The sequence below is a fragment of the Nocardioides nanhaiensis genome, from assembly GCF_039542785.1.
Taxonomy (GTDB): domain Bacteria; phylum Actinomycetota; class Actinomycetes; order Propionibacteriales; family Nocardioidaceae; genus Nocardioides; species Nocardioides nanhaiensis.
The window spans coordinates 957,325-973,925 of sequence record NZ_BAABIM010000001.1; the positions used below are offsets into that span (position 1 = coordinate 957,325).

At 70.1% G+C, this 16,601-nt stretch carries 26 protein-coding genes; 24 read left to right on the forward strand and 2 right to left on the reverse strand.

What is annotated here, in order from left to right:
• The first annotated feature begins 8 nt into the window (after positions 1–8).
• The 24 genes from rplC to ABD948_RS04720 all read left to right on the forward strand — a co-directional run bounded on the left by rplC (position 9) and on the right by ABD948_RS04720 (position 13,597).
• Positions 9–668 (forward strand): 50S ribosomal protein L3, encoded by a 660-nt coding sequence (gene rplC, locus ABD948_RS04605; RefSeq protein ID WP_425576527.1) that lies wholly within the window; start codon positions 9–11, stop codon positions 666–668.
• A 2-nt stretch (positions 669–670) separates the two neighbouring features.
• The gene (gene rplD / locus ABD948_RS04610; RefSeq protein WP_345263108.1) at positions 671–1,324 is read left to right on the forward strand and encodes a 50S ribosomal protein L4; all 654 of its coding nucleotides are present in this window, start codon (positions 671–673) and stop codon (positions 1,322–1,324) included.
• A complete protein-coding gene (rplW, locus tag ABD948_RS04615) occupies positions 1,321–1,626 on the forward strand; it encodes a 50S ribosomal protein L23 (RefSeq protein WP_345263109.1) in 306 nt (101 codons plus the stop codon). The genes rplD and rplW overlap by 4 nt, the downstream gene beginning before the upstream one ends.
• A 24-nt stretch (positions 1,627–1,650) precedes the next feature.
• Positions 1,651–2,487 (forward strand): 50S ribosomal protein L2, encoded by an 837-nt coding sequence (gene rplB, locus ABD948_RS04620; protein ID WP_345263111.1) that lies wholly within the window; start codon positions 1,651–1,653, stop codon positions 2,485–2,487.
• 5 nt (positions 2,488–2,492) lie between these two features.
• Complete coding sequence (gene rpsS / locus ABD948_RS04625) at positions 2,493–2,774, forward strand: 30S ribosomal protein S19 (protein WP_110182960.1); 282 nt, start codon at positions 2,493–2,495, stop codon at positions 2,772–2,774.
• Positions 2,771–3,199 (forward strand): 50S ribosomal protein L22, encoded by a 429-nt coding sequence (gene rplV, locus ABD948_RS04630; protein ID WP_345263115.1) that lies wholly within the window; start codon positions 2,771–2,773, stop codon positions 3,197–3,199. Before rpsS ends, rplV begins: the two co-directional genes overlap by 4 nt.
• Positions 3,199–4,029 (forward strand): 30S ribosomal protein S3, encoded by an 831-nt coding sequence (rpsC, locus tag ABD948_RS04635; protein ID WP_345263117.1) that lies wholly within the window; start codon positions 3,199–3,201, stop codon positions 4,027–4,029. The genes rplV and rpsC overlap by 1 nt, the downstream gene beginning before the upstream one ends.
• 5 nt (positions 4,030–4,034) lie before the next feature.
• Complete coding sequence (gene rplP / locus ABD948_RS04640; protein ID WP_345263119.1) at positions 4,035–4,454, forward strand: 50S ribosomal protein L16; 420 nt, start codon at positions 4,035–4,037, stop codon at positions 4,452–4,454.
• Positions 4,454–4,699 (forward strand): 50S ribosomal protein L29, encoded by a 246-nt coding sequence (gene rpmC, locus ABD948_RS04645; RefSeq protein WP_345263121.1) that lies wholly within the window; start codon positions 4,454–4,456, stop codon positions 4,697–4,699. The genes rplP and rpmC overlap by 1 nt, the downstream gene beginning before the upstream one ends.
• Complete coding sequence (gene rpsQ, locus ABD948_RS04650) at positions 4,696–4,974, forward strand: 30S ribosomal protein S17 (RefSeq protein ID WP_345263123.1); 279 nt, start codon at positions 4,696–4,698, stop codon at positions 4,972–4,974. The genes rpmC and rpsQ overlap by 4 nt, the downstream gene beginning before the upstream one ends.
• 76 nt (positions 4,975–5,050) lie before the next feature.
• Positions 5,051–5,419, forward strand: coding sequence for a 50S ribosomal protein L14 (rplN, locus tag ABD948_RS04655; RefSeq protein WP_345263125.1), 369 nt, complete (start codon positions 5,051–5,053; stop codon positions 5,417–5,419).
• A 3-nt stretch (positions 5,420–5,422) separates the two neighbouring features.
• Positions 5,423–5,788: a 50S ribosomal protein L24 gene (rplX, locus tag ABD948_RS04660; protein ID WP_345263127.1), complete on the forward strand. Its 366-nt coding sequence runs from the start codon at positions 5,423–5,425 to the stop codon at positions 5,786–5,788.
• A complete protein-coding gene (rplE, locus tag ABD948_RS04665; protein WP_345263129.1) occupies positions 5,788–6,381 on the forward strand; it encodes a 50S ribosomal protein L5 in 594 nt (197 codons plus the stop codon). The genes rplX and rplE overlap by 1 nt, the downstream gene beginning before the upstream one ends.
• Before the next feature lie 20 nt (positions 6,382–6,401).
• The gene (locus ABD948_RS04670) at positions 6,402–6,587 is read left to right on the forward strand and encodes a type Z 30S ribosomal protein S14 (RefSeq protein WP_010831721.1); all 186 of its coding nucleotides are present in this window, start codon (positions 6,402–6,404) and stop codon (positions 6,585–6,587) included.
• Positions 6,588–6,665: 78 nt separating this feature from the next.
• Positions 6,666–7,067 carry a 30S ribosomal protein S8 gene (gene rpsH, locus ABD948_RS04675; RefSeq protein ID WP_345263133.1) on the forward strand — a complete coding sequence of 134 codons (402 nt, stop codon included), beginning with the start codon at positions 6,666–6,668 and terminating at the stop codon, positions 7,065–7,067.
• A gap of 35 nt (positions 7,068–7,102) precedes the next feature.
• A complete protein-coding gene (rplF, locus tag ABD948_RS04680; RefSeq protein WP_345263135.1) occupies positions 7,103–7,642 on the forward strand; it encodes a 50S ribosomal protein L6 in 540 nt (179 codons plus the stop codon).
• A 2-nt stretch (positions 7,643–7,644) separates the two neighbouring features.
• On the forward strand, positions 7,645–8,028 hold the full coding sequence (rplR, locus tag ABD948_RS04685; RefSeq protein ID WP_345263137.1) for a 50S ribosomal protein L18: 384 nt from the start codon (positions 7,645–7,647) through the stop codon (positions 8,026–8,028).
• Between the two features lie 35 nt (positions 8,029–8,063).
• The gene (rpsE, locus tag ABD948_RS04690) at positions 8,064–8,687 is read left to right on the forward strand and encodes a 30S ribosomal protein S5 (RefSeq protein ID WP_345263139.1); all 624 of its coding nucleotides are present in this window, start codon (positions 8,064–8,066) and stop codon (positions 8,685–8,687) included.
• Complete coding sequence (rpmD, locus tag ABD948_RS04695; protein ID WP_345263141.1) at positions 8,687–8,869, forward strand: 50S ribosomal protein L30; 183 nt, start codon at positions 8,687–8,689, stop codon at positions 8,867–8,869. The genes rpsE and rpmD overlap by 1 nt, the downstream gene beginning before the upstream one ends.
• Before the next feature lies 1 nt (position 8,870).
• Positions 8,871–9,311, forward strand: coding sequence for a 50S ribosomal protein L15 (rplO, locus tag ABD948_RS04700; RefSeq protein WP_345263143.1), 441 nt, complete (start codon positions 8,871–8,873; stop codon positions 9,309–9,311).
• Between the two features lie 152 nt (positions 9,312–9,463).
• Complete coding sequence (gene secY, locus ABD948_RS04705; protein ID WP_345263145.1) at positions 9,464–10,768, forward strand: preprotein translocase subunit SecY; 1,305 nt, start codon at positions 9,464–9,466, stop codon at positions 10,766–10,768.
• Positions 10,768–11,343 (forward strand): adenylate kinase, encoded by a 576-nt coding sequence (locus tag ABD948_RS04710; RefSeq protein ID WP_345263147.1) that lies wholly within the window; start codon positions 10,768–10,770, stop codon positions 11,341–11,343. The genes secY and ABD948_RS04710 overlap by 1 nt, the downstream gene beginning before the upstream one ends.
• A gap of 178 nt (positions 11,344–11,521) precedes the next feature.
• A complete protein-coding gene (map, locus tag ABD948_RS04715) occupies positions 11,522–12,343 on the forward strand; it encodes a type I methionyl aminopeptidase (protein WP_345263149.1) in 822 nt (273 codons plus the stop codon).
• Positions 12,344–12,547: 204 nt separating this feature from the next.
• Entirely contained in the window at positions 12,548–13,597 is a 1,050-nt protein-coding gene (locus tag ABD948_RS04720; RefSeq protein ID WP_345263151.1) for a TerC family protein, read from the forward strand.
• 363 nt (positions 13,598–13,960) lie between these two features.
• Here ABD948_RS04720 and ABD948_RS04725 read toward each other — a convergent pair whose 3' ends face one another.
• The gene (locus tag ABD948_RS04725) at positions 13,961–15,370 is read right to left on the reverse strand and encodes a serine/threonine-protein kinase (protein ID WP_345263153.1); all 1,410 of its coding nucleotides are present in this window, start codon (positions 15,368–15,370) and stop codon (positions 13,961–13,963) included.
• A 53-nt stretch (positions 15,371–15,423) separates the two neighbouring features.
• Positions 15,424–16,593 carry a hypothetical protein gene (locus ABD948_RS04730; RefSeq protein ID WP_345263155.1) on the reverse strand — a complete coding sequence of 390 codons (1,170 nt, stop codon included), beginning with the start codon at positions 16,591–16,593 and terminating at the stop codon, positions 15,424–15,426.
• Between the last annotated feature and the right edge of the window lie 8 nt (positions 16,594–16,601).

Here is a 16,601-nt window from a genome sequence, read left to right on the forward strand (position 1 = left end):
CGGACATCATGACGATCGAACGCAACGTGAAGGGCCTGCTGGGCACCAAGCTCGGCATGACCCAGGTGTGGGACGAGAACAACCGCATCGTCCCGGTCACCGTCATCGCCGCCGGCACCAACGTGGTGACCCAGGTGCGCCAGCCCGAGACCGACGGCTACAACGCCGTGCAGATCGGCTTCGGCGAGATCGACGCCCGCAAGGTCAACAAGCCCGAGGGTGGTCACTTCGCCAAGGCCGGGGTCACCCCCCGTCGCCACGTGGTGGAGGTGCGCACCGCCGGTGCCTCCGAGTACACGCTCGGCCAGGAGATCGGGGTCGACACCTTCGCCGCCGGCGAGGTCATCGACGTGACCGCGACCAGCAAGGGCAAGGGCTTCGCCGGTGTCATGAAGCGCCACGGCTTCCACGGCGTGGGCGCGAGCCACGGTGCCCACAAGAACCACCGCAAGCCCGGTTCCATCGGCGCCTGCGCCACCCCGGGCCGCGTCTTCAAGGGCGTGCGGATGGCCGGACGCATGGGTAGCGACACCGTCACCACCCAGAACCTGACCATCCACGCGATCGACGCCGACAAGGGCCTGATCCTGCTCAAGGGTGCCGTTCCCGGCCCCCGCGGCGGCCTGGTCCTCGTGCGCTCCGCCGCGAAGAAGAGCCAGGAGGCCTGAGCATGGCTGAGAACGCCAAGAACGCCGACGTCAAGACCGTCCAGGTCGACCTGCCCGGCGAGATCTTCGACGCCAACGTCAGCATCCCGCTGATGCACCAGGTCGTCGTGGCCCAGCTGGCCGCGGCCCGCCAGGGCACGCACGCCACCAAGACCCGCGGCGAGGTCCGCGGCGGTGGCCGCAAGCCCTACAAGCAGAAGGGCACCGGCCGCGCGCGCCAGGGCTCGACCCGCGCCCCGCAGTTCGTGGGCGGCGGCGTGGTGCACGGCCCGCAGCCGCGCAGCTACGACCAGCGGACCCCCAAGAAGATGAAGGCGGCCGCCCTGCGCGGTGCCCTCTCGGACCGGGCCCGCAACGGCCGCATCCACGTGGTGGAGTCGCTGGTCACCGGTGAGGCGCCCTCCACGCGTGCCGCGCTGAAGGCCCTGCTCTCGCTGAGCGACCGGCCCCGCCTCCTGGTGGTGCTCGAGCGCAGCGACAACCTGACCTGGCTCTCGCTGCGCAACGCGCCGCAGGTGCACCTGATCTTCACCGACCAGCTGAACACCTACGACGTGCTGGCCGCCGACGACGTCGTCTTCACCCAGGGTGCCTACGACGCGTTCGTGCGCGGCGCCTCGAACAGCACCGCGACCGCCGAGGAGGCCGACCAGTGAGCACGCTGCACAAGGACCACCGCGACGTCCTGATCGCGCCGGTCGTCTCCGAGAAGAGCTACAGCCTGCTCGACGCGAACAAGTACACCTTCCTGGTGCGCCCCGACGCCAACAAGACCGAGATCAAGATCGCGGTCGAGAAGATCTTCGGCGTCCGGGTCACCTCGGTGAACACGCTCAACCGGTCGGGCAAGACCCGCCGGACGCGCAACGGGCTGGGCAAGCGCAAGGACACCAAGCGCGCGATCGTCAGCCTCGCCGACGGTCACCGCATCGACATCTTCGGAGGTCCGGTCAGCTGACCGGGCGAGTGAAGGAACTCTGACATGGCTATCCGCAAGTACAAGCCGACCACCCCGGGGCGCCGGGGCAGCTCGGTCGCCGACTTCGTCGAGATCACCCGCACCACCCCCGAGAAGTCGCTGACCCGTCCGCTGCCCAAGAAGGGCGGCCGCAACAACCAGGGCCGGATCACCACGCGGCACCAGGGTGGCGGGCACAAGCGCGCCTACCGGATCATCGACTTCCGTCGCTACGACAAGGACGGGATCCCGGCCAAGGTCGCCCACATCGAGTACGACCCCAACCGCACCGCACGCATCGCGCTGCTGCACTACGCCGACGGGGAGAAGCGCTACATCATCGCCCCCAAGGACCTGCGCCAGGGCATGGCCGTCGAGGCGGGCGTCGGGGCCGACATCAAGCCCGGCAACAACCTGCCGCTGCGCAACATCCCGGTCGGTACCACCATCCACTGCGTGGAGCTGCGGCCCGGGGGCGGCGCGAAGATCGCCCGCTCCGCCGGCAACAGCGCGCAGCTGGTGGCCCGTGAGGGAAGCCGCGCGACCCTGCGCATGCCCTCGGGCGAGATGCGCTTCGTCGACGTGCGCTGCCGCGCCACCGTCGGCGAGGTCGGCAACGCCGAGCAGTCCAACATCAACTGGGGCAAGGCCGGCCGCATGCGGTGGAAGGGCAAGCGCCCGACCGTCCGCGGTGTCGTCATGAACCCCGTCGACCACCCGCACGGTGGTGGCGAGGGCAAGACCTCCGGTGGTCGCCACCCGGTGTCGCCGTGGGGCAAGCCCGAGGGTCGCACGCGCAAGCGCAAGGCCAGCGACTCCCAGATCATCCGTCGCCGCAAGACCGGCAAGGGTAGGAAGTAAGAGATATGCCTCGCAGCCTGAAGAAGGGCCCCTTCGTCGACGACCACCTGATGAAGAAGGTGGACGCCGAGAACGACAAGGGCAGCCACAACGTCATCAAGACCTGGTCGCGCCGCTCGATGATCGTGCCGGCCATGATCGGTCACACGATCGCCGTGCACGACGGCCGCAAGCACGTGCCGGTCTTCGTCACCGACTCCATGGTCGGTCACAAGCTGGGCGAGTTCGCCCCGACCCGCACCTACCGCGGTCACGTCAAGGAAGACAGGAAGGGACGCCGCCGATGAGTGCCGCAGAGCGCCAGCGCACCAGCGCCCGCCGCGAGTCGCTGCTCGGCGACGCGCCGGGCGCCTTCGCCCGGGCCCGCTTCGTGCGGATCACCCCGATGAAGGCCCGCCGTGTCGTCGACATGGTCCGCGGCCTGCCCGTCGAGGACGCCCTCGCGATCCTGCAGTTCGCGCCGCAGGCCGCCTCCGAGACCGTCTACAAGGTCCTCGAGAGCGCGATCGCCAACGCCGAGACCGCCGAGGGCCTGGACGCCGGGGACCTCGTGGTCTCCATCGCCCAGGTCGACGAGGGCCCCACCATGAAGCGGTGGCGTCCTCGTGCGCAGGGCCGGGCCACCCGGATCAACAAGCGCACGAGCCACATCACGCTGGCCGTCCAGCCGGCGTCGGTGGTCGCGGCCACCAAGAACGGAAAGGGTGCCTGATGGGCCAGAAGATCAACCCCAACGGCTTCCGCCTGGGCATCTCGACCGACCACAAGTCGCGCTGGTACGCCGACAAGCTCTACAAGAGCTACGTGGGCGAGGACGTCGCGATCCGCAAGCTGCTCTCCAAGGGCATGGAGCGGGCCGGCATCTCCAAGGTGGAGATCGAGCGCACCCGTGACCGGGTCCGCGTCGACATCCACACCGCCCGCCCCGGCATCGTGATCGGTCGCCGCGGCGCCGAGGCCGACCGCATCCGCGGCGACCTCGAGAAGCTCACCGGCAAGCAGGTCCAGCTGAACATCCTCGAGGTCAAGAACCCCGAGATCGACGCACAGCTGGTCGCCCAGGGCGTCGCCGAGCAGCTCACCGGTCGCGTGCAGTTCCGCCGTGCCATGCGCAAGGCCATGCAGACCTCGATGCGCTCGGGCGCCAAGGGCATCCGCATCCAGTGCTCGGGCCGCCTCAACGGCGCCGAGATGTCGCGCACGGAGTTCTACCGCGAGGGCCGCGTGCCCCTGCACACGCTGCGTGCCGACATCGACTACGGCTTCTACGAGGCCAAGACGACCTTCGGCCGCATCGGCGTGAAGGTCTGGATCTACAAGGGCGAGGTCGCCGGCTCCCGTGCCGAGCGCCAGGCCCAGGCCGCCGCCCGCGCCGGGGTCCCCGGTCGCGGCGGGCGTCCGCAGCGTGGTGGCGAGCGCCCGAGCCGTGGCTCGCGCGGCGACCGCCCCTCGCGCTCGGACCGCGAGGCCCCCGCCGCGGAGACCACGACTGCTCCCCAGGAGCAGGCCGCGGCCCCCGCCGAGACCCCGCAGGAGGGCTGAGCACCATGTTGATGCCCCGTCGTGTCAAGCACCGCAAGCAGCACCACCCCAACCGCCGTGGCGCGGCCAAGGGTGGCACCACGCTGGCCTTCGGTGACTTCGGCATCCAGGCCATCGAGGGCCACTACGTGACCAACCGGCAGATCGAGTCGGCACGTATCGCCATGACCCGCCACATCAAGCGCGGCGGCAAGGTGTGGATCAACATCTACCCCGACCGCCCGCTCACCAAGAAGCCCGCCGAGACCCGCATGGGTTCCGGAAAGGGATCTCCCGAGTGGTGGATCGCCAACGTCAAGCCCGGCCGCGTCATGTTCGAGCTCGCCGGCGTCGACGAGGAGACCGCTCGCGAGGCGATGCGTCGCGCGATGCACAAGCTGCCCATGAAGTGCCGGTTCATCTCGCGAGAGGCGGGTGAGTTCTGATGGCCCAGGGTGTCAAGGCCCACGAGCTCGACGAGCTCAACGACATCGACCTCGAGGCCCGCTTGCGCGAGGCCAAGGAGGAGCTGTTCAACCTCCGGTTCCAGGCCGCCACCGGCCAGCTGGAGAGCCACGGCCGGCTCCGCACGGTCAAGAAGGACATCGCCCGGATCTACACCGTGGTGCGTGAGCGCGAGCTCGGCATCCGGACCGCTCCGGGCTCTGAGGACGAGGACGGTGCCGCGTGAGCGAGCAGAACACCAGCGCTCCCCAGCGCAACGCCCGCAAGGTCCGCGAGGGCCTCGTGGTGAGCGACAAGATGGACAAGACGGTCGTCGTCGAGGTGGAGGACCGCGTCAAGCACGCCCTCTACGGCAAGGTCATGCGCCGCACGAGCCGGCTCAAGGCCCACGACGAGAACAACGAGTGCGGCGTCGGCGACCGCGTCCTCCTCATGGAGACCCGGCCGCTGTCGGCCACCAAGCGCTGGCGCCTCGTCCAGATCCTCGAGAAGGCCAAGTAATCATCGCCCGTCCCCACGGGCAGACACGTTCCCCCAGGCTCACCACCGGTGAGAACCGGGTGACAAGGAGACAACAGTGATTCAGCAGGAGTCGCGGCTCAAGGTCGCCGACAACACGGGTGCGAAGGAGATCCTCTGCATCCGCGTGCTCGGCGGCTCGGGTCGTCGCTACGCCGGCATCGGTGACACCATCGTCGCCACCGTCAAGGACGCGATCCCCGGCGGCAACGTCAAGAAGGGCGACGTCGTCAAGGCCGTCATCGTGCGCACCGTCAAGGAGCGCCGCCGCGCCGACGGTTCCTACATCCGCTTCGACGAGAACGCGGCGGTGATCCTCAAGACCGACGGCGAGCCGCGCGGGACCCGCATCTTCGGCCCCGTGGGTCGCGAGCTGCGCGAGAAGCGCTTCATGAAGATCATCTCGCTGGCACCGGAGGTGCTCTGAGTCATGGGCAAGAACTCTGTGAATATCAAGAAGGGCGACACCGTCAAGGTGATCGCCGGCCGCGACAAGGGCGCCGAAGGCAAGGTCATCAAGGTGCTCCGCGAGGAGCAGCGCGTGATCGTCGAGGGCGTCAACCGCGTCAAGCGCCACACCAAGGTCGTCGACCAGGGTGGTCGCGCCGGCAACACCGGCGGGATCATCACCACCGAGGCCCCCATCCACGTCTCCAACGTGATGCTGGTCGAGGACGGTGTCGTGACCCGCATCGGGTTCCGTCGTGACGAGGTGCTCAAGCGCCGTCCCGACGGCTCCACCTACGCCGCGACGCGCAGCGTCCGCATCTCCCGCAAGACCGGCAAGGACATCTGATGACCGACACCGCCACCGAGACCACCGAGACCACCGTCAGCGCGCCGGTGACCCCGCGACTCAAGACCCGCTACCGCGAGGAGATCCTCCCCGCGATCAAGTCGGAGTTCGAGATCGCCAACGTCATGCAGGTGCCCGGCCTGACCAAGATCGTGGTCAACATGGGTGTGGGCGAGGCAGCCCGCGACTCCAAGCTGATCGAGGGCGCCGTGCGCGACCTCACCGCGATCACCGGCCAGAAGCCCCTGGTCACCAAGGCCCGCAAGTCCATCGCCCAGTTCAAGCTGCGCGAGGGCATGCCGATCGGCGCCCACGTGACGCTGCGCGGCGACCGCATGTGGGAGTTCCTGGACCGCCTGCTCTCGCTGGCGCTGCCCCGCATCCGCGACTTCCGCGGCCTCTCGCCCAAGCAGTTCGACGGGCGTGGCAACTACACCTTCGGTCTGACCGAGCAGGTCATGTTCCACGAGATCAACCAGGACAAGATCGATCGCACCCGCGGTATGGACATCACGATCGTCACCACCGCCACCAACGATGACCAGGGTCGCGCGCTGCTCAAGCAGCTCGGCTTCCCGTTCGCCGAGCGCTGAGCAGGACTGAGGAGAAACCGATGGCGAAGACTTCACTGAAGGTCAAGGCAGCCCGCAAGCCCAAGTTCGCGGTGCGTGGCTACACGCGCTGCCAGCGTTGTGGCCGGCCCAAGGCCGTCTACCGCAAGTTCGGCCTGTGCCGGATCTGCCTGCGCGAGATGGCGCACCGCGGCGAGCTGCCCGGTGTCACCAAGTCCTCCTGGTGATCACCACCCACCACGACCGCTGAAGGTCCGCGACGCCCCCGGCGCGCGGAAACCGCAGAGAAGAGAGAACCCAGAACCATGACGATGACCGACCCGATCGCAGACATGCTGACCCGTCTGCGCAACGCCAACCAGGCGTACCACGACGCGGTGGCGATGCCGTACAGCAAGCTGAAGCAGGGCGTGGCCGAGATCCTGCAGCAGGAGGGCTACATCTCCTCCTTCGAGGTGACCGACAACGAGGGCGTGGGCCAGACCCTCACCATCACCCTCAAGTACGGCCGCAACCGCGAGCGCTCCATCGCCGGTGTGCGCCGCATCAGCAAGCCCGGCCTGCGCGTGTACGCCAAGAGCACGGGCCTGCCCAAGGTGCTCGGCGGCCTCGGCGTGGCCATCATCTCCACGAGCCAGGGCCTGCTCACCGACCGCCAGGCGAACCAGAAGGGCGTGGGCGGCGAAGTCCTCGCCTACGTCTGGTGACCCGGACTACCTAGAGACCGAAGGAGAGAAGAAGCATGTCGCGCATTGGCAAGCTCCCCATCGCGGTCCCGTCCGGTGTCGACGTCGCGATCGACGACGCGCTGGTCACCGTGAAGGGCCCCAAGGGCACGCTGTCCCACAGCATCCGCCGCCCCATCACCATCGAGCAGACCGACGGCACCCTCGAGGTCCGTCGCCCCGACGACGAGCGTGAGTCGCGCTCGCTGCACGGCCTCACCCGCACGCTGATCAACAACATGGTCGTGGGTGTCACCGAGGGGTACGAGAAGCGGCTCGAGATCCACGGTGTCGGCTACCGCGTCCTGTCCAAGGGCCCCACCCAGCTGGAGTTCCAGCTCGGGTACAGCCACCCCATCATCGTCGACGCCCCCGAGGGCATCACGTTCAACGTCGAGGGTCCCACGCGCCTGGGCGTCGTCGGGATCGACAAGCAGCTGGTCGGTGAGGTCGCCGCCAACATCCGCAAGCTGCGCAAGCCCGAGCCCTACAAGGGCAAGGGTGTTCGCTACGCGGGGGAGCACATCCGTCGCAAGGTCGGAAAGGCTGGTAAGTGACGATGGCGATCTCGCTCACGCACAACAAGAACACCGCGGACCGTCAGCGCTCGCGCCAGCGGCGCCAGATCCGGGGCCGCAAGAAGCTCAACGGCACCCCCGAGCGTCCGCGCCTGGTGGTCACCCGTTCCTCCAAGCACATCACCGTGCAGGTCGTCGACGACCTGGCGGGCACGACGCTGGCCTACGCCTCCACCATGGAGGCCGACCTGCGCTCGCACGACGGTGACAAGACCGCGAAGGCCAAGCGCGTCGGCGAGCTCGTCGCCGAGCGGGCCAAGGGTCTGGGCGTGGAGTCGGTCGTCTTCGACCGCGCCGGCAACCGGTACCACGGCCGCATCGCGGCCCTCGCCGACGGCGCCCGCAGCGGCGGCCTGACGTTCTGATCGCCCCAAGAGACACTGAGAGAAGGTAGAGACTCATGAGCGGACCCCAGCGCGGACAGCGCGGCGGTGACCGTCAGGGCGGTGGCCGCGGGCGCGACGGTGGTCGCGGCCAGGCCGACAAGAACGCCTACATCGAGCGCGTCGTGGCCATCAACCGCGTCGCCAAGGTCGTCAAGGGCGGTCGTCGCTTCAGCTTCACCGCCCTCGTGGTGGTCGGCGACGGCGAAGGACTGGTCGGCGTCGGCTACGGCAAGGCCAAGGAGGTGCCCGCGGCGATCGCCAAGGGCGTGGAGGAGGCGAAGAAGAACTTCTTCCGCGTCCCCCGCATCCAGGGCACGATCCCGCACCCCGTCCAGGGCGAGAAGGCCGCCGGCGTCGTCATGCTGCGCCCGGCTGCTCCCGGTACCGGTGTGATCGCCGGTGGCCCGGTGCGCGCCGTCCTGGAGTGCGCGGGCGTGCACGACATCCTGAGCAAGTCGCTCGGCTCCTCGAACCAGATCAACATCGTGCACGCGACCGTCGAGGCGCTGCGGATGCTGGAGCAGCCCGAGGAGGTTGCCGCACGCCGCGGCATGCGGGTCGAGGACGTGGCCCCGGCCGCGCTCCTGCGCGCCAAGAACGAGGTGCCCGAGGGCGTCTCGCAGGAGGTGTCGGCCTGATGGCGCAGCTGAAGGTCCAGCAGAAGAAGTCGACGATCGGCTGCAAGTCGAACCAGCGCGACACGATGCGCAGCCTCGGGCTCAAGCGCATCGGCGACGTCGTCGTCAAGGAGGACCGCCCGGAGATCCGCGGCATGGTCCACACCGTCCGTCACCTCGTGACGGTCGAGGAGGTCGAGTGACATGACGATCAAGCTGCACCACCTGCACCCCGCCCCGGGTGCCAAGAAGGCCAAGGTCCGCGTCGGCCGCGGTGAGGGCTCCAAGGGCAAGACCGCCGGTCGCGGCACCAAGGGCACCAAGGCCCGCAACCAGGTGCCGGTCGGCTTCGAGGGTGGCCAGATGCCCATCCACATGCGGCTGCCCAAGCTGAAGGGCTTCAAGAACCCCTTCAAGGTCGAGTTCCAGGTCGTGAACCTCGACAAGCTCGAGCAGCTCTTCCCCGAGGGCGGCGACGTCACCGTCGCCGACCTGGTCGCCCGCGGCGCCGTCCGCAAGGGTCAGCCCGTCAAGGTGCTGGGCCAGGGCTCGATCTCGGTGAAGGTGTCGGTCCAGGCGCAGGCGTTCTCCGCCTCCGCCGTCGAGAAGATCGAGGCCGCCGGCGGCAACGCCACGGTCGTCTGACCTGCTCGCACGTTCCACCGTGACAGGGGCGCGCGCCGTCTCCTCGGTCGAGGAGACCCGGCCGCGCCCCTGCCGCGTACTCAGCCCCTGTTAGGCTGCGACGGGCCCGTGGCAGGGCCGTGTTCCACCCTGGCCAGACGAAAGAGGACCTCGTGCTCAGCGCGTTCGTGAACGCCTTCCGAACCCCGGACCTGCGGCGCAAGCTGCTGTTCGTCCTGATGATCATCGTGATCTTCCGCGCCGGGTCGCAGGTCCCCGCGCCGGGGGTCAACGTGGCCAACGTGCGCGAGTGCATCAGCCTCGCGCAGGAGGGCGAGAACGCCGGGCTCTACAGCCTGGTCAACCTGTTCTCCGGCGGCGCGTTGCTCCAGCTGACGATCTTCGCGCTGGGGATCATGCCCTACATCACCGCCAGCATCATCCTGCAGCTGCTCGTCGTGGTCATCCCGCGGCTGGAGATGCTGAAGAAGGAGGGGCAGGCCGGGCAGACCAAGATCACCCAGTACACGCGCTACCTGACCCTGGGTCTGGCGCTCCTGCAGGCCACGGGCATCGTGGCGCTGGCCCGCTCCGGCGGCCTGCTGCAGTGCGAGCTGCCCCTGCTGCACAGCGACGGCACGAGCACCTTCCTGGTCATGGTGATCACCATGACCGCCGGTACCGCGGTGATCATGTGGCTCGGCGAGCTGATCACCGAGCGCGGCGTGGGCAACGGCATGTCGATCCTGATCTTCTGCCAGGTGGTGGCCACGTTCCCGGCCTCGCTGTGGCAGGTCCAGAAGACCACCGGCAGCTGGTGGGTCTTCGGCGTCGTGATCGCCATCGGACTCGTGGTGGTCGCGGGCGTCATCTTCATCGAGCAGGCGCAGCGCCGCATCCCGGTGCAGTACGCCCGCCGGATGGTCGGGCGCAAGATGTTCGGCGGCTCCTCGACCTACATCCCGCTGAAGGTCAACCAGGCCGGCATCATCCCGGTCATCTTCGCCTCCTCGCTGCTCTACCTGCCGGCCATGGCGGTCCAGTTCAACCAGACCAGCACCAACCCGGTCATCACGTTCTTCAACGACTACTTCGTGACGCAGTCGCACCCGCTGTACATGGCGGTGTACTTCGGCCTCATCGTCTTCTTCACCTACTTCTACGTGTCGATCACCTTCAACCCCGTCGAGGTGGCCGACAACATGAAGAAGTACGGCGGCTTCATCCCCGGGATCCGGGCGGGCAAGCCGACCGAGGACTACCTGTCCTACGTCCTGTCCCGCATCACGCTGCCGGGTGCTCTCTACCTCGGCCTGATCTCGCTCATCCCGCTGATCGCGTTCGTGCTGATCGACGCCAACCAGAACTTCCCGTTCGGCGGCACGTCCATCCTCATCATGGTGGGCGTCGCCCTCGACACGGTGAAGCAGATCGAGAGCCAGCTCCAGCAGCGCAACTACGAAGGATTCCTCCGCTGATGCGCTTGATCCTGATGGGTCCCCCGGGAGCCGGCAAAGGCACCCAGGCCACGTTCGTGGCCCAGCACTACTCGATCCCGGCGATCTCCACCGGCGACATCTTCCGCGCCAACGTCTCCGAGGGCACGCCCCTGGGCAAGGAGGCCCAGCGCTACATGGACGCCGGGGAGTACGTGCCCGACGACGTGACCAACAAGATGGTGCGCAACCGCATCGACGAGCCGGACGCCGAGGGTGGCTTCCTGCTCGACGGGTACCCCCGCACGGTCGCCCAGGTCGAGGAGCTCGACGGGATGATCGCCCACACCGGGCACCGCCTGGACGCCGCGATCGTGCTCACCGTCGACGAGGAGGAGATCGTCCAGCGACTCCTCCAGCGCGCGCAGACCGACGGCCGGGCCGATGACACCGAGGAGGTCATCCGGCGTCGCCAGGAGGTGTACGCCGAGCAGACCGCGCCGCTCATCGAGACCTACCGCGAGCGCGGGATCCTGCGCGAGGTCGACGGCCTGGGCGAGGTCGAGGAGATCACCCGGCGGATCTTCGCCGCGCTCGACGACCTGCCCGAGTCCTAGGGACGGGCCAGGGCATGTCTCTCCGTGCGGCGTGGATGCCAGCCTCGTCCCGGTGGTGCGGGGGCAAGGCGCCGGTCCGAGCGCAGACTGGGCGTCTTCGAAGGATCGGCAACGCCGCACACGTGCCGCCGGGGCGGGGCTGGCGCCGCGCATCCGTACGGGGAGGCATGCCCTAGCCGTGCTGGGCCGTCCGCGACTGGAGATCAAGACCCCCGAGCAGCTGCTGCTGATGCGCCGTGCCGGACTGGTGGTGGGACGCACCCTCGAGGTGCTCCGGGCCACCGTCCGGCCGGGCATCAGCACGGCCGAGCTGGACGCCGTCGCCGAGGACTCGATCCGCGGTGCCGGCGCCGTGCCGTCCTTCCAGGGCTACCAGGGGTTCCCGGCCTCCATCTGCGCCTCGGTCAACGACGAGGTGGTGCACGGCATCCCGGGGTCCCGGGTGCTCGCCGAGGGCGACCTGGTCTCGATCGACTGCGGGGCGATCGTCGAGGGATGGCACGGCGACGCCGCCATCACCCTCGCCGTCGGCGCCGGCACCACGCCGGAGGCGGCGCAGCTGGACCGGGTCACCGAGCGCGCGATGTGGGACGGCATCGCCGCCGCACGCACCGGCGGCCGCGTCGGCGACATCTCGCGCGCCGTCGAGGGGTCGGTGCAGGGCGCCGGTCACTACGGGATCGTGGAGGACTACACCGGCCACGGGATCGGCACGGCCATGCACCTGGCCCCCGACGTCCCCAACTACTCCGGGCCGCGCGGACCCCGGCTCGTGCCCGGGCTCGCGCTCGCCGTCGAGCCCATGGTCACCCTCGGCACCCACCGCACCCGCGTGCTCGACGACGACTGGACGGTGGTCACCCAGGACGGTGCGTGGGCCGCCCACCACGAGCACACCTTCGTGCTCACCGAGCACGGGGCCTGGGTGCTCACCGCGCTCGACGGGGGCGAGGCCCAGCTGACCGCGCGCGGCGCTCCCTTCGGCCCGCTCGCGGACTGACCCGCCGCGCCCGGCGTCCGCGGACGCCGTCGGATTGCCCGGCTGCGCGCAAAGCGTGACAGTCTGGGTACCGCAGGAGGGGAGTATCCTCACTCCTCGGTCTCGTCAGCACGCCCAGGCAACCGGGCCGGGGCCGGGGGTCGGCAAGCGCCGGCGGGAGAGACCTCAGGCGGACCAGCCATCCTTCCAGTCCAGGAGAACCCTGTGGATGTTTCACCCCTCGCGTGGGGACTGACGATCGGCATCACCTGCGCGGTGCTGCTCTTCGACGTCATCGTCATCGCCCGCAACCCGCACGAGCCGTCGATGAAGGAGTGCGCGATCGCGCTCTCGGTCTACATCAGCGGCGCGCTCGCCTTCGCGGCCTACATCTTCCTGACCGCCGGCCGTGACGACAGCGGGGACCTCTACGGCACCCAGTTCCTGACCGGCTGGCTGGTGGAGTACAGCCTTTCCATCGACAACCTGTTCGTCTTCATCATCATCATGTCGAGCCTCGCGGTGCCCCGGAAGTACCAGCAGGAGGCCCTCATGGTGGGCATCATCCTGGCGCTGATCTTCCGCGGCATCTTCATCGCGCTCGGCTACCAGCTGGTCGCCAACTTCAGCTGGATCTTCTACATCTTCGGTGCCTTCCTGGTCTACACGGCCGTCAAGCTCGTGCAGAGCTACCGGGCCCACGACGACGAGGAACCCGAGGACAACAAGATCGTGGCCTTCGCCCGCCGGCGCCTCAACGTGGGCGAGGAGTGGCGTGGCCTGAAGCTGTTCTGGAAGGAGAACGGCGCGCGGGTCATCTCCCCGATGCTGATCGTCATCATCGCGCTCGGCACCACCGACATCCTCTTCGCGCTCGACTCGATCCCGGCGATCTTCGGCATCACCCAGGAGCCGTACCTGGTCTTCACCGCCAACGTCTTCGCGCTGATGGGTCTGCGGCAGCTGTACTTCCTGCTCGGCGGCCTGCTCAAGCGCCTGGTCTACCTCTCGCTCGGCCTCTCGTTCATCCTGGCGTTCATCGGCGTCAAGCTGGTCATCCACGCGCTGCACGAGAACGAGCTGCCCTTCATCAACGGCGGCGAGCCGGTGATCGAGTGGGAGGTGCCGACGCTGGCCAGCCTCGGCGTCATCATCGTGACGCTGGCCATCACCGCCGTCGCGAGCCTGGCCAAGGACAAGCGCAACCGCGAGGAGGGCGAGCAGGAGAGCCTGCGCGAGGTCACCCCGCCGCCCCCCACCCAGCCGACCCCGTGAGTCGCTGAGCCCCTCGCTCCACCAGCACGCCCCCGGGTCCGCCCGGGGGCGTGCTGCGTCCTACGGCGGCACCGACGACCGGTGATCGGGCAGGGCTGTCCCGAGGAGCGAGGGACGGCGTACCGAGATCCCCTGCGTGGCCGGACTGCCCTCCTGTGCGGCTGCGGCTGGTGCGCGGCTCCGAGTGGTGCTCGGTCCGTGAGTCGGTGGGTCTCGATACGCCCTGGTCCCCGTTCGCAGGCTCACGGGGAAGGGCTACTCGACCTTCGCTCGCGACGCCGTCCCCTCCTTCGTCGGGGACGGCTGCTCACTCACTCGACCTTCGCTCGCGACGCCGTCCCCTCCTTCGTCGGGGACGGCTGCTCACTCCACGCAGCGGTTGGTGGTGGGGGAGGCGGTGGGGCCGCGCACCAGCGTCACCTGCAGGCACACGCGGTCCGCAGCGCGAACCTCCAGAGAGGTGTCGGTGGTCCGCTCGCTCTCGCCGGTGTCGGTGCGCCGCCACTCCCAGGTGTCGCCCACCTGCTCGCCGCCGGGAGCGCTCCACCGGAAGGTGACGACCGCCCCGGTCCGCTCGGCGCGCACCCGGGGCTGCTCGAGGGGTGCGGGCGGCGCCAGGGAGAGCGGCGTGCTCGGGGTGGGGCTCGGCGTCGCGGCGGAGTCCTCGTCGGGGTCACCACCCCCGAGCACCAGCCAGGCGGTGAGCCCGGCCGCCACGACGACGGCCGCCACCGCCCACAGCACCCCGGCTCGCCGCGAGGAGGTCGGGGTCGGTGGCACCTCGGTCGGCGTCATGCCGCGCGAGGCCTCCACCTGGGCGGCGCGGGGGCCGGAGGCAGGGATCACCGTGATCGGCTTGACGTAGGTCTGGTCGCCGCCGTCGGTGCCGCCGGCGTACGAGGCGGGGTCGGGGCGGTCTCCCTCGACCGCGATGGCGGTGCGCGAGAAGCCCGCCTCCGCCTCGATGCGCTGCAGCGAGCGGGCCACCTCGAGGGCCGTGCGCGGCCGGTGCGCGGGGTCCTTGGCCAGGCACTGGGCGAGCAGCCGCTCCAGGCCGGGCGGCACGTCGCGGCGGTGGGTCGGCGGGGCGGGCGTGTGCAGGATGCGCGCCGTCAAGGCCTGCGCGGAGTTGTCGCCCTGGGGCACCGAGAACGGGGAGCGGCCGGTGAGCAGGTTCCAGATGGTGGCGCCCAGCGAGTAGACGTCGGAGGCGACCGAGCCGTTGCTGCGCCCCTCGAGCAGCTCGGGCGGCGACCACGGGTAGGAGATCCGGACCTCGTCGTCGGCGTCGACCTCGTGCAGGTGCCCTGCGATGCCGAAGTCGGTGAGCGCGGGCTCCTGGTAGCTCGTGACCAGCACGTTGCTCGGCTTGATGTCGCGGTGCACGATGCCGGAGCGGTGCGCCGTCTCCACGGCGCTGGCCAGCTTGACGCCGGTGGCGATCGCGTCGGCGGTGCCCATCGGGGTCGCCCGCACCCGGACGCCGAGGTCGGGCGGCGGGCAGTAGCGCATCACCAGGTAGGGCCGACCCTCGGTGACGCCGGCGGTGATCACCGAGACGATGTAGGGGTGGTCGGCCAGCCGCGCCATCGCGTTGGCCTCGGCGGTGAACAGGCTCTTCTCGCGCTCGGTGAGCGCGACGTCGGGGCGCACCACCTTGACGGCGACCCGCTGCTGCGGCCACTGCTGCTCGTAGAGGTAGACGTCGGCGAACCCCCCGCTGCCGAGGTGCTGCAGGTAGGTGAATCCGGGGATCTGGGGGCCGCCGCTCACGGGGTGAGGCTAGGGCACGTCTCCCTCCGCGCATCCGGATGGGGAGAGGTGCCCTAGGTGACGGAATACAGGATCTCGTAGCCGTCGGCCAGGTCGAGCACCTGGCCGGGCTCCCACACGTAGCGCTCGCCGGCACGGATCCGCTCGGGCGGACGGCCGGGGGCCCGCAGCGTGGTGCCGCTGCGGGAGCCGAGGTCGGTGGCGAGCACCAGCCACCCGTCGAGCTCGACCAGCAGGTGGCTGCGCGAGACGTAGGTGTGGTCGGGGGGGAGGCGCACCAGCTGCGGCCAGTCCTCGCTGGCCGGGGCCGCGGCCGGTTGGCGGCCGATCACGACCCCGCGGTCCAGCGGCACCTGGGTGCCGTCGGGCAGGTGCAGCACGCCCAGGCGCGGTCGGGGCAGTCGCTGGGGCTCCTGCGGGGGCACCGCCACGTGGCAGACCCGGCAGCTCGCGGTGGCCGCCGGCGTCACGTGGCCCTCGGGGCAGTGGACCGCCAGCACGGTCTCGCGGGTGCTCTGGGTGAGGTGGTCGACCGCAGGCCCGGCGGAGCCGCCCGGCCGGAACGTGGTGTGGCCGTCGTGGTCGCTGTCGCCCGGAGGAGCGGGGTCGGGTGCCGCGGGCGCGCGCCGGACCGTGTGCGTCGGGGCCTCCCGCCGCGGCGGGGTCGCGGGAGGGTCGCCGGTGGGGACCCCGGGGTCGGGCGCGTCGGTGGGTCGCCGATCGGGTGCACCGGCGGCGAGGATCTCCGGCGGGATGCCGTCGATGAGCGGACCCGACGGCGGTGGTGCCGGCGGCGTCGGCCGGGCGGCGGTCGGTCGGGTCGAGGGCGCCCGCGGAGCCGGGGCGCTGCTCGGCTCCAGCTCCACGGCGCAGGCGTCGACGACGCCGCCCGTCAGCGGCCGGGTGCCGGGTGGCGTCGCGTCACCGACGCTCAGCGAGTGACGCCGCCCCGCGGTGCCGGCCCGGGCCCCGCCGCGGGTGACGACGCGCTCGGCGCCCGGCGTCAGGTCGGCCAGCGCCCAGGAGGCCCCGGGGGGCGTGCCGGCCTCGAGGTCGGCGAGCACCTGCTCGGTGGGCGTGGGCGAGGCGAGGCTCTCCCAGAGGCGGTGGGGCAGCGCCAGGTCGACGACGTCCGCCCCGAGGAGCACCCACCGGTGCCCGGCGCCCACGAGCACGCCGGCGCCCGGGGCGTAGCGGGCCACGAGGGCGGGGGAGGGGGGCACCGGCCCAT

Bases quoted from the DNA above. Each gene is read 5' to 3' on its own strand.
- rpsC (WP_345263117.1), top strand. From the start codon at position 3,199: ATGGGCCAGAAGATCAACCCCAACGGCTTCCGCCTGGGCATCTCGACC.
- rplR (WP_345263137.1), top strand. From the start codon at position 7,645: ATGGCGATCTCGCTCACGCACAACAAGAACACCGCGGACCGTCAGCGC.
- rplF (WP_345263135.1), top strand. From the start codon at position 7,103: ATGTCGCGCATTGGCAAGCTCCCCATCGCGGTCCCGTCCGGTGTCGAC.
- ABD948_RS04710 (WP_345263147.1), top strand. From the start codon at position 10,768: ATGCGCTTGATCCTGATGGGTCCCCCGGGAGCCGGCAAAGGCACCCAG.
- rpsS (WP_110182960.1), top strand. From the start codon at position 2,493: ATGCCTCGCAGCCTGAAGAAGGGCCCCTTCGTCGACGACCACCTGATG.
- rpmC (WP_345263121.1), top strand. From the start codon at position 4,454: ATGGCCCAGGGTGTCAAGGCCCACGAGCTCGACGAGCTCAACGACATC.
- rplB (WP_345263111.1), top strand. From the start codon at position 1,651: ATGGCTATCCGCAAGTACAAGCCGACCACCCCGGGGCGCCGGGGCAGC.
- rplX (WP_345263127.1), top strand. From the start codon at position 5,423: ATGGGCAAGAACTCTGTGAATATCAAGAAGGGCGACACCGTCAAGGTG.
- ABD948_RS04670 (WP_010831721.1), top strand. From the start codon at position 6,402: ATGGCGAAGACTTCACTGAAGGTCAAGGCAGCCCGCAAGCCCAAGTTC.
- rplV (WP_345263115.1), top strand. From the start codon at position 2,771: ATGAGTGCCGCAGAGCGCCAGCGCACCAGCGCCCGCCGCGAGTCGCTG.
- rpsH (WP_345263133.1), top strand. From the start codon at position 6,666: ATGACGATGACCGACCCGATCGCAGACATGCTGACCCGTCTGCGCAAC.
- rpsE (WP_345263139.1), top strand. From the start codon at position 8,064: ATGAGCGGACCCCAGCGCGGACAGCGCGGCGGTGACCGTCAGGGCGGT.
- rplP (WP_345263119.1), top strand. From the start codon at position 4,035: ATGTTGATGCCCCGTCGTGTCAAGCACCGCAAGCAGCACCACCCCAAC.
- rplC (WP_425576527.1), top strand. From the start codon at position 9: ATGACGATCGAACGCAACGTGAAGGGCCTGCTGGGCACCAAGCTCGGC.
- rpmD (WP_345263141.1), top strand. From the start codon at position 8,687: ATGGCGCAGCTGAAGGTCCAGCAGAAGAAGTCGACGATCGGCTGCAAG.
- rplE (WP_345263129.1), top strand. From the start codon at position 5,788: ATGACCGACACCGCCACCGAGACCACCGAGACCACCGTCAGCGCGCCG.
- rplD (WP_345263108.1), top strand. From the start codon at position 671: ATGGCTGAGAACGCCAAGAACGCCGACGTCAAGACCGTCCAGGTCGAC.
- rplO (WP_345263143.1), top strand. From the start codon at position 8,871: ATGACGATCAAGCTGCACCACCTGCACCCCGCCCCGGGTGCCAAGAAG.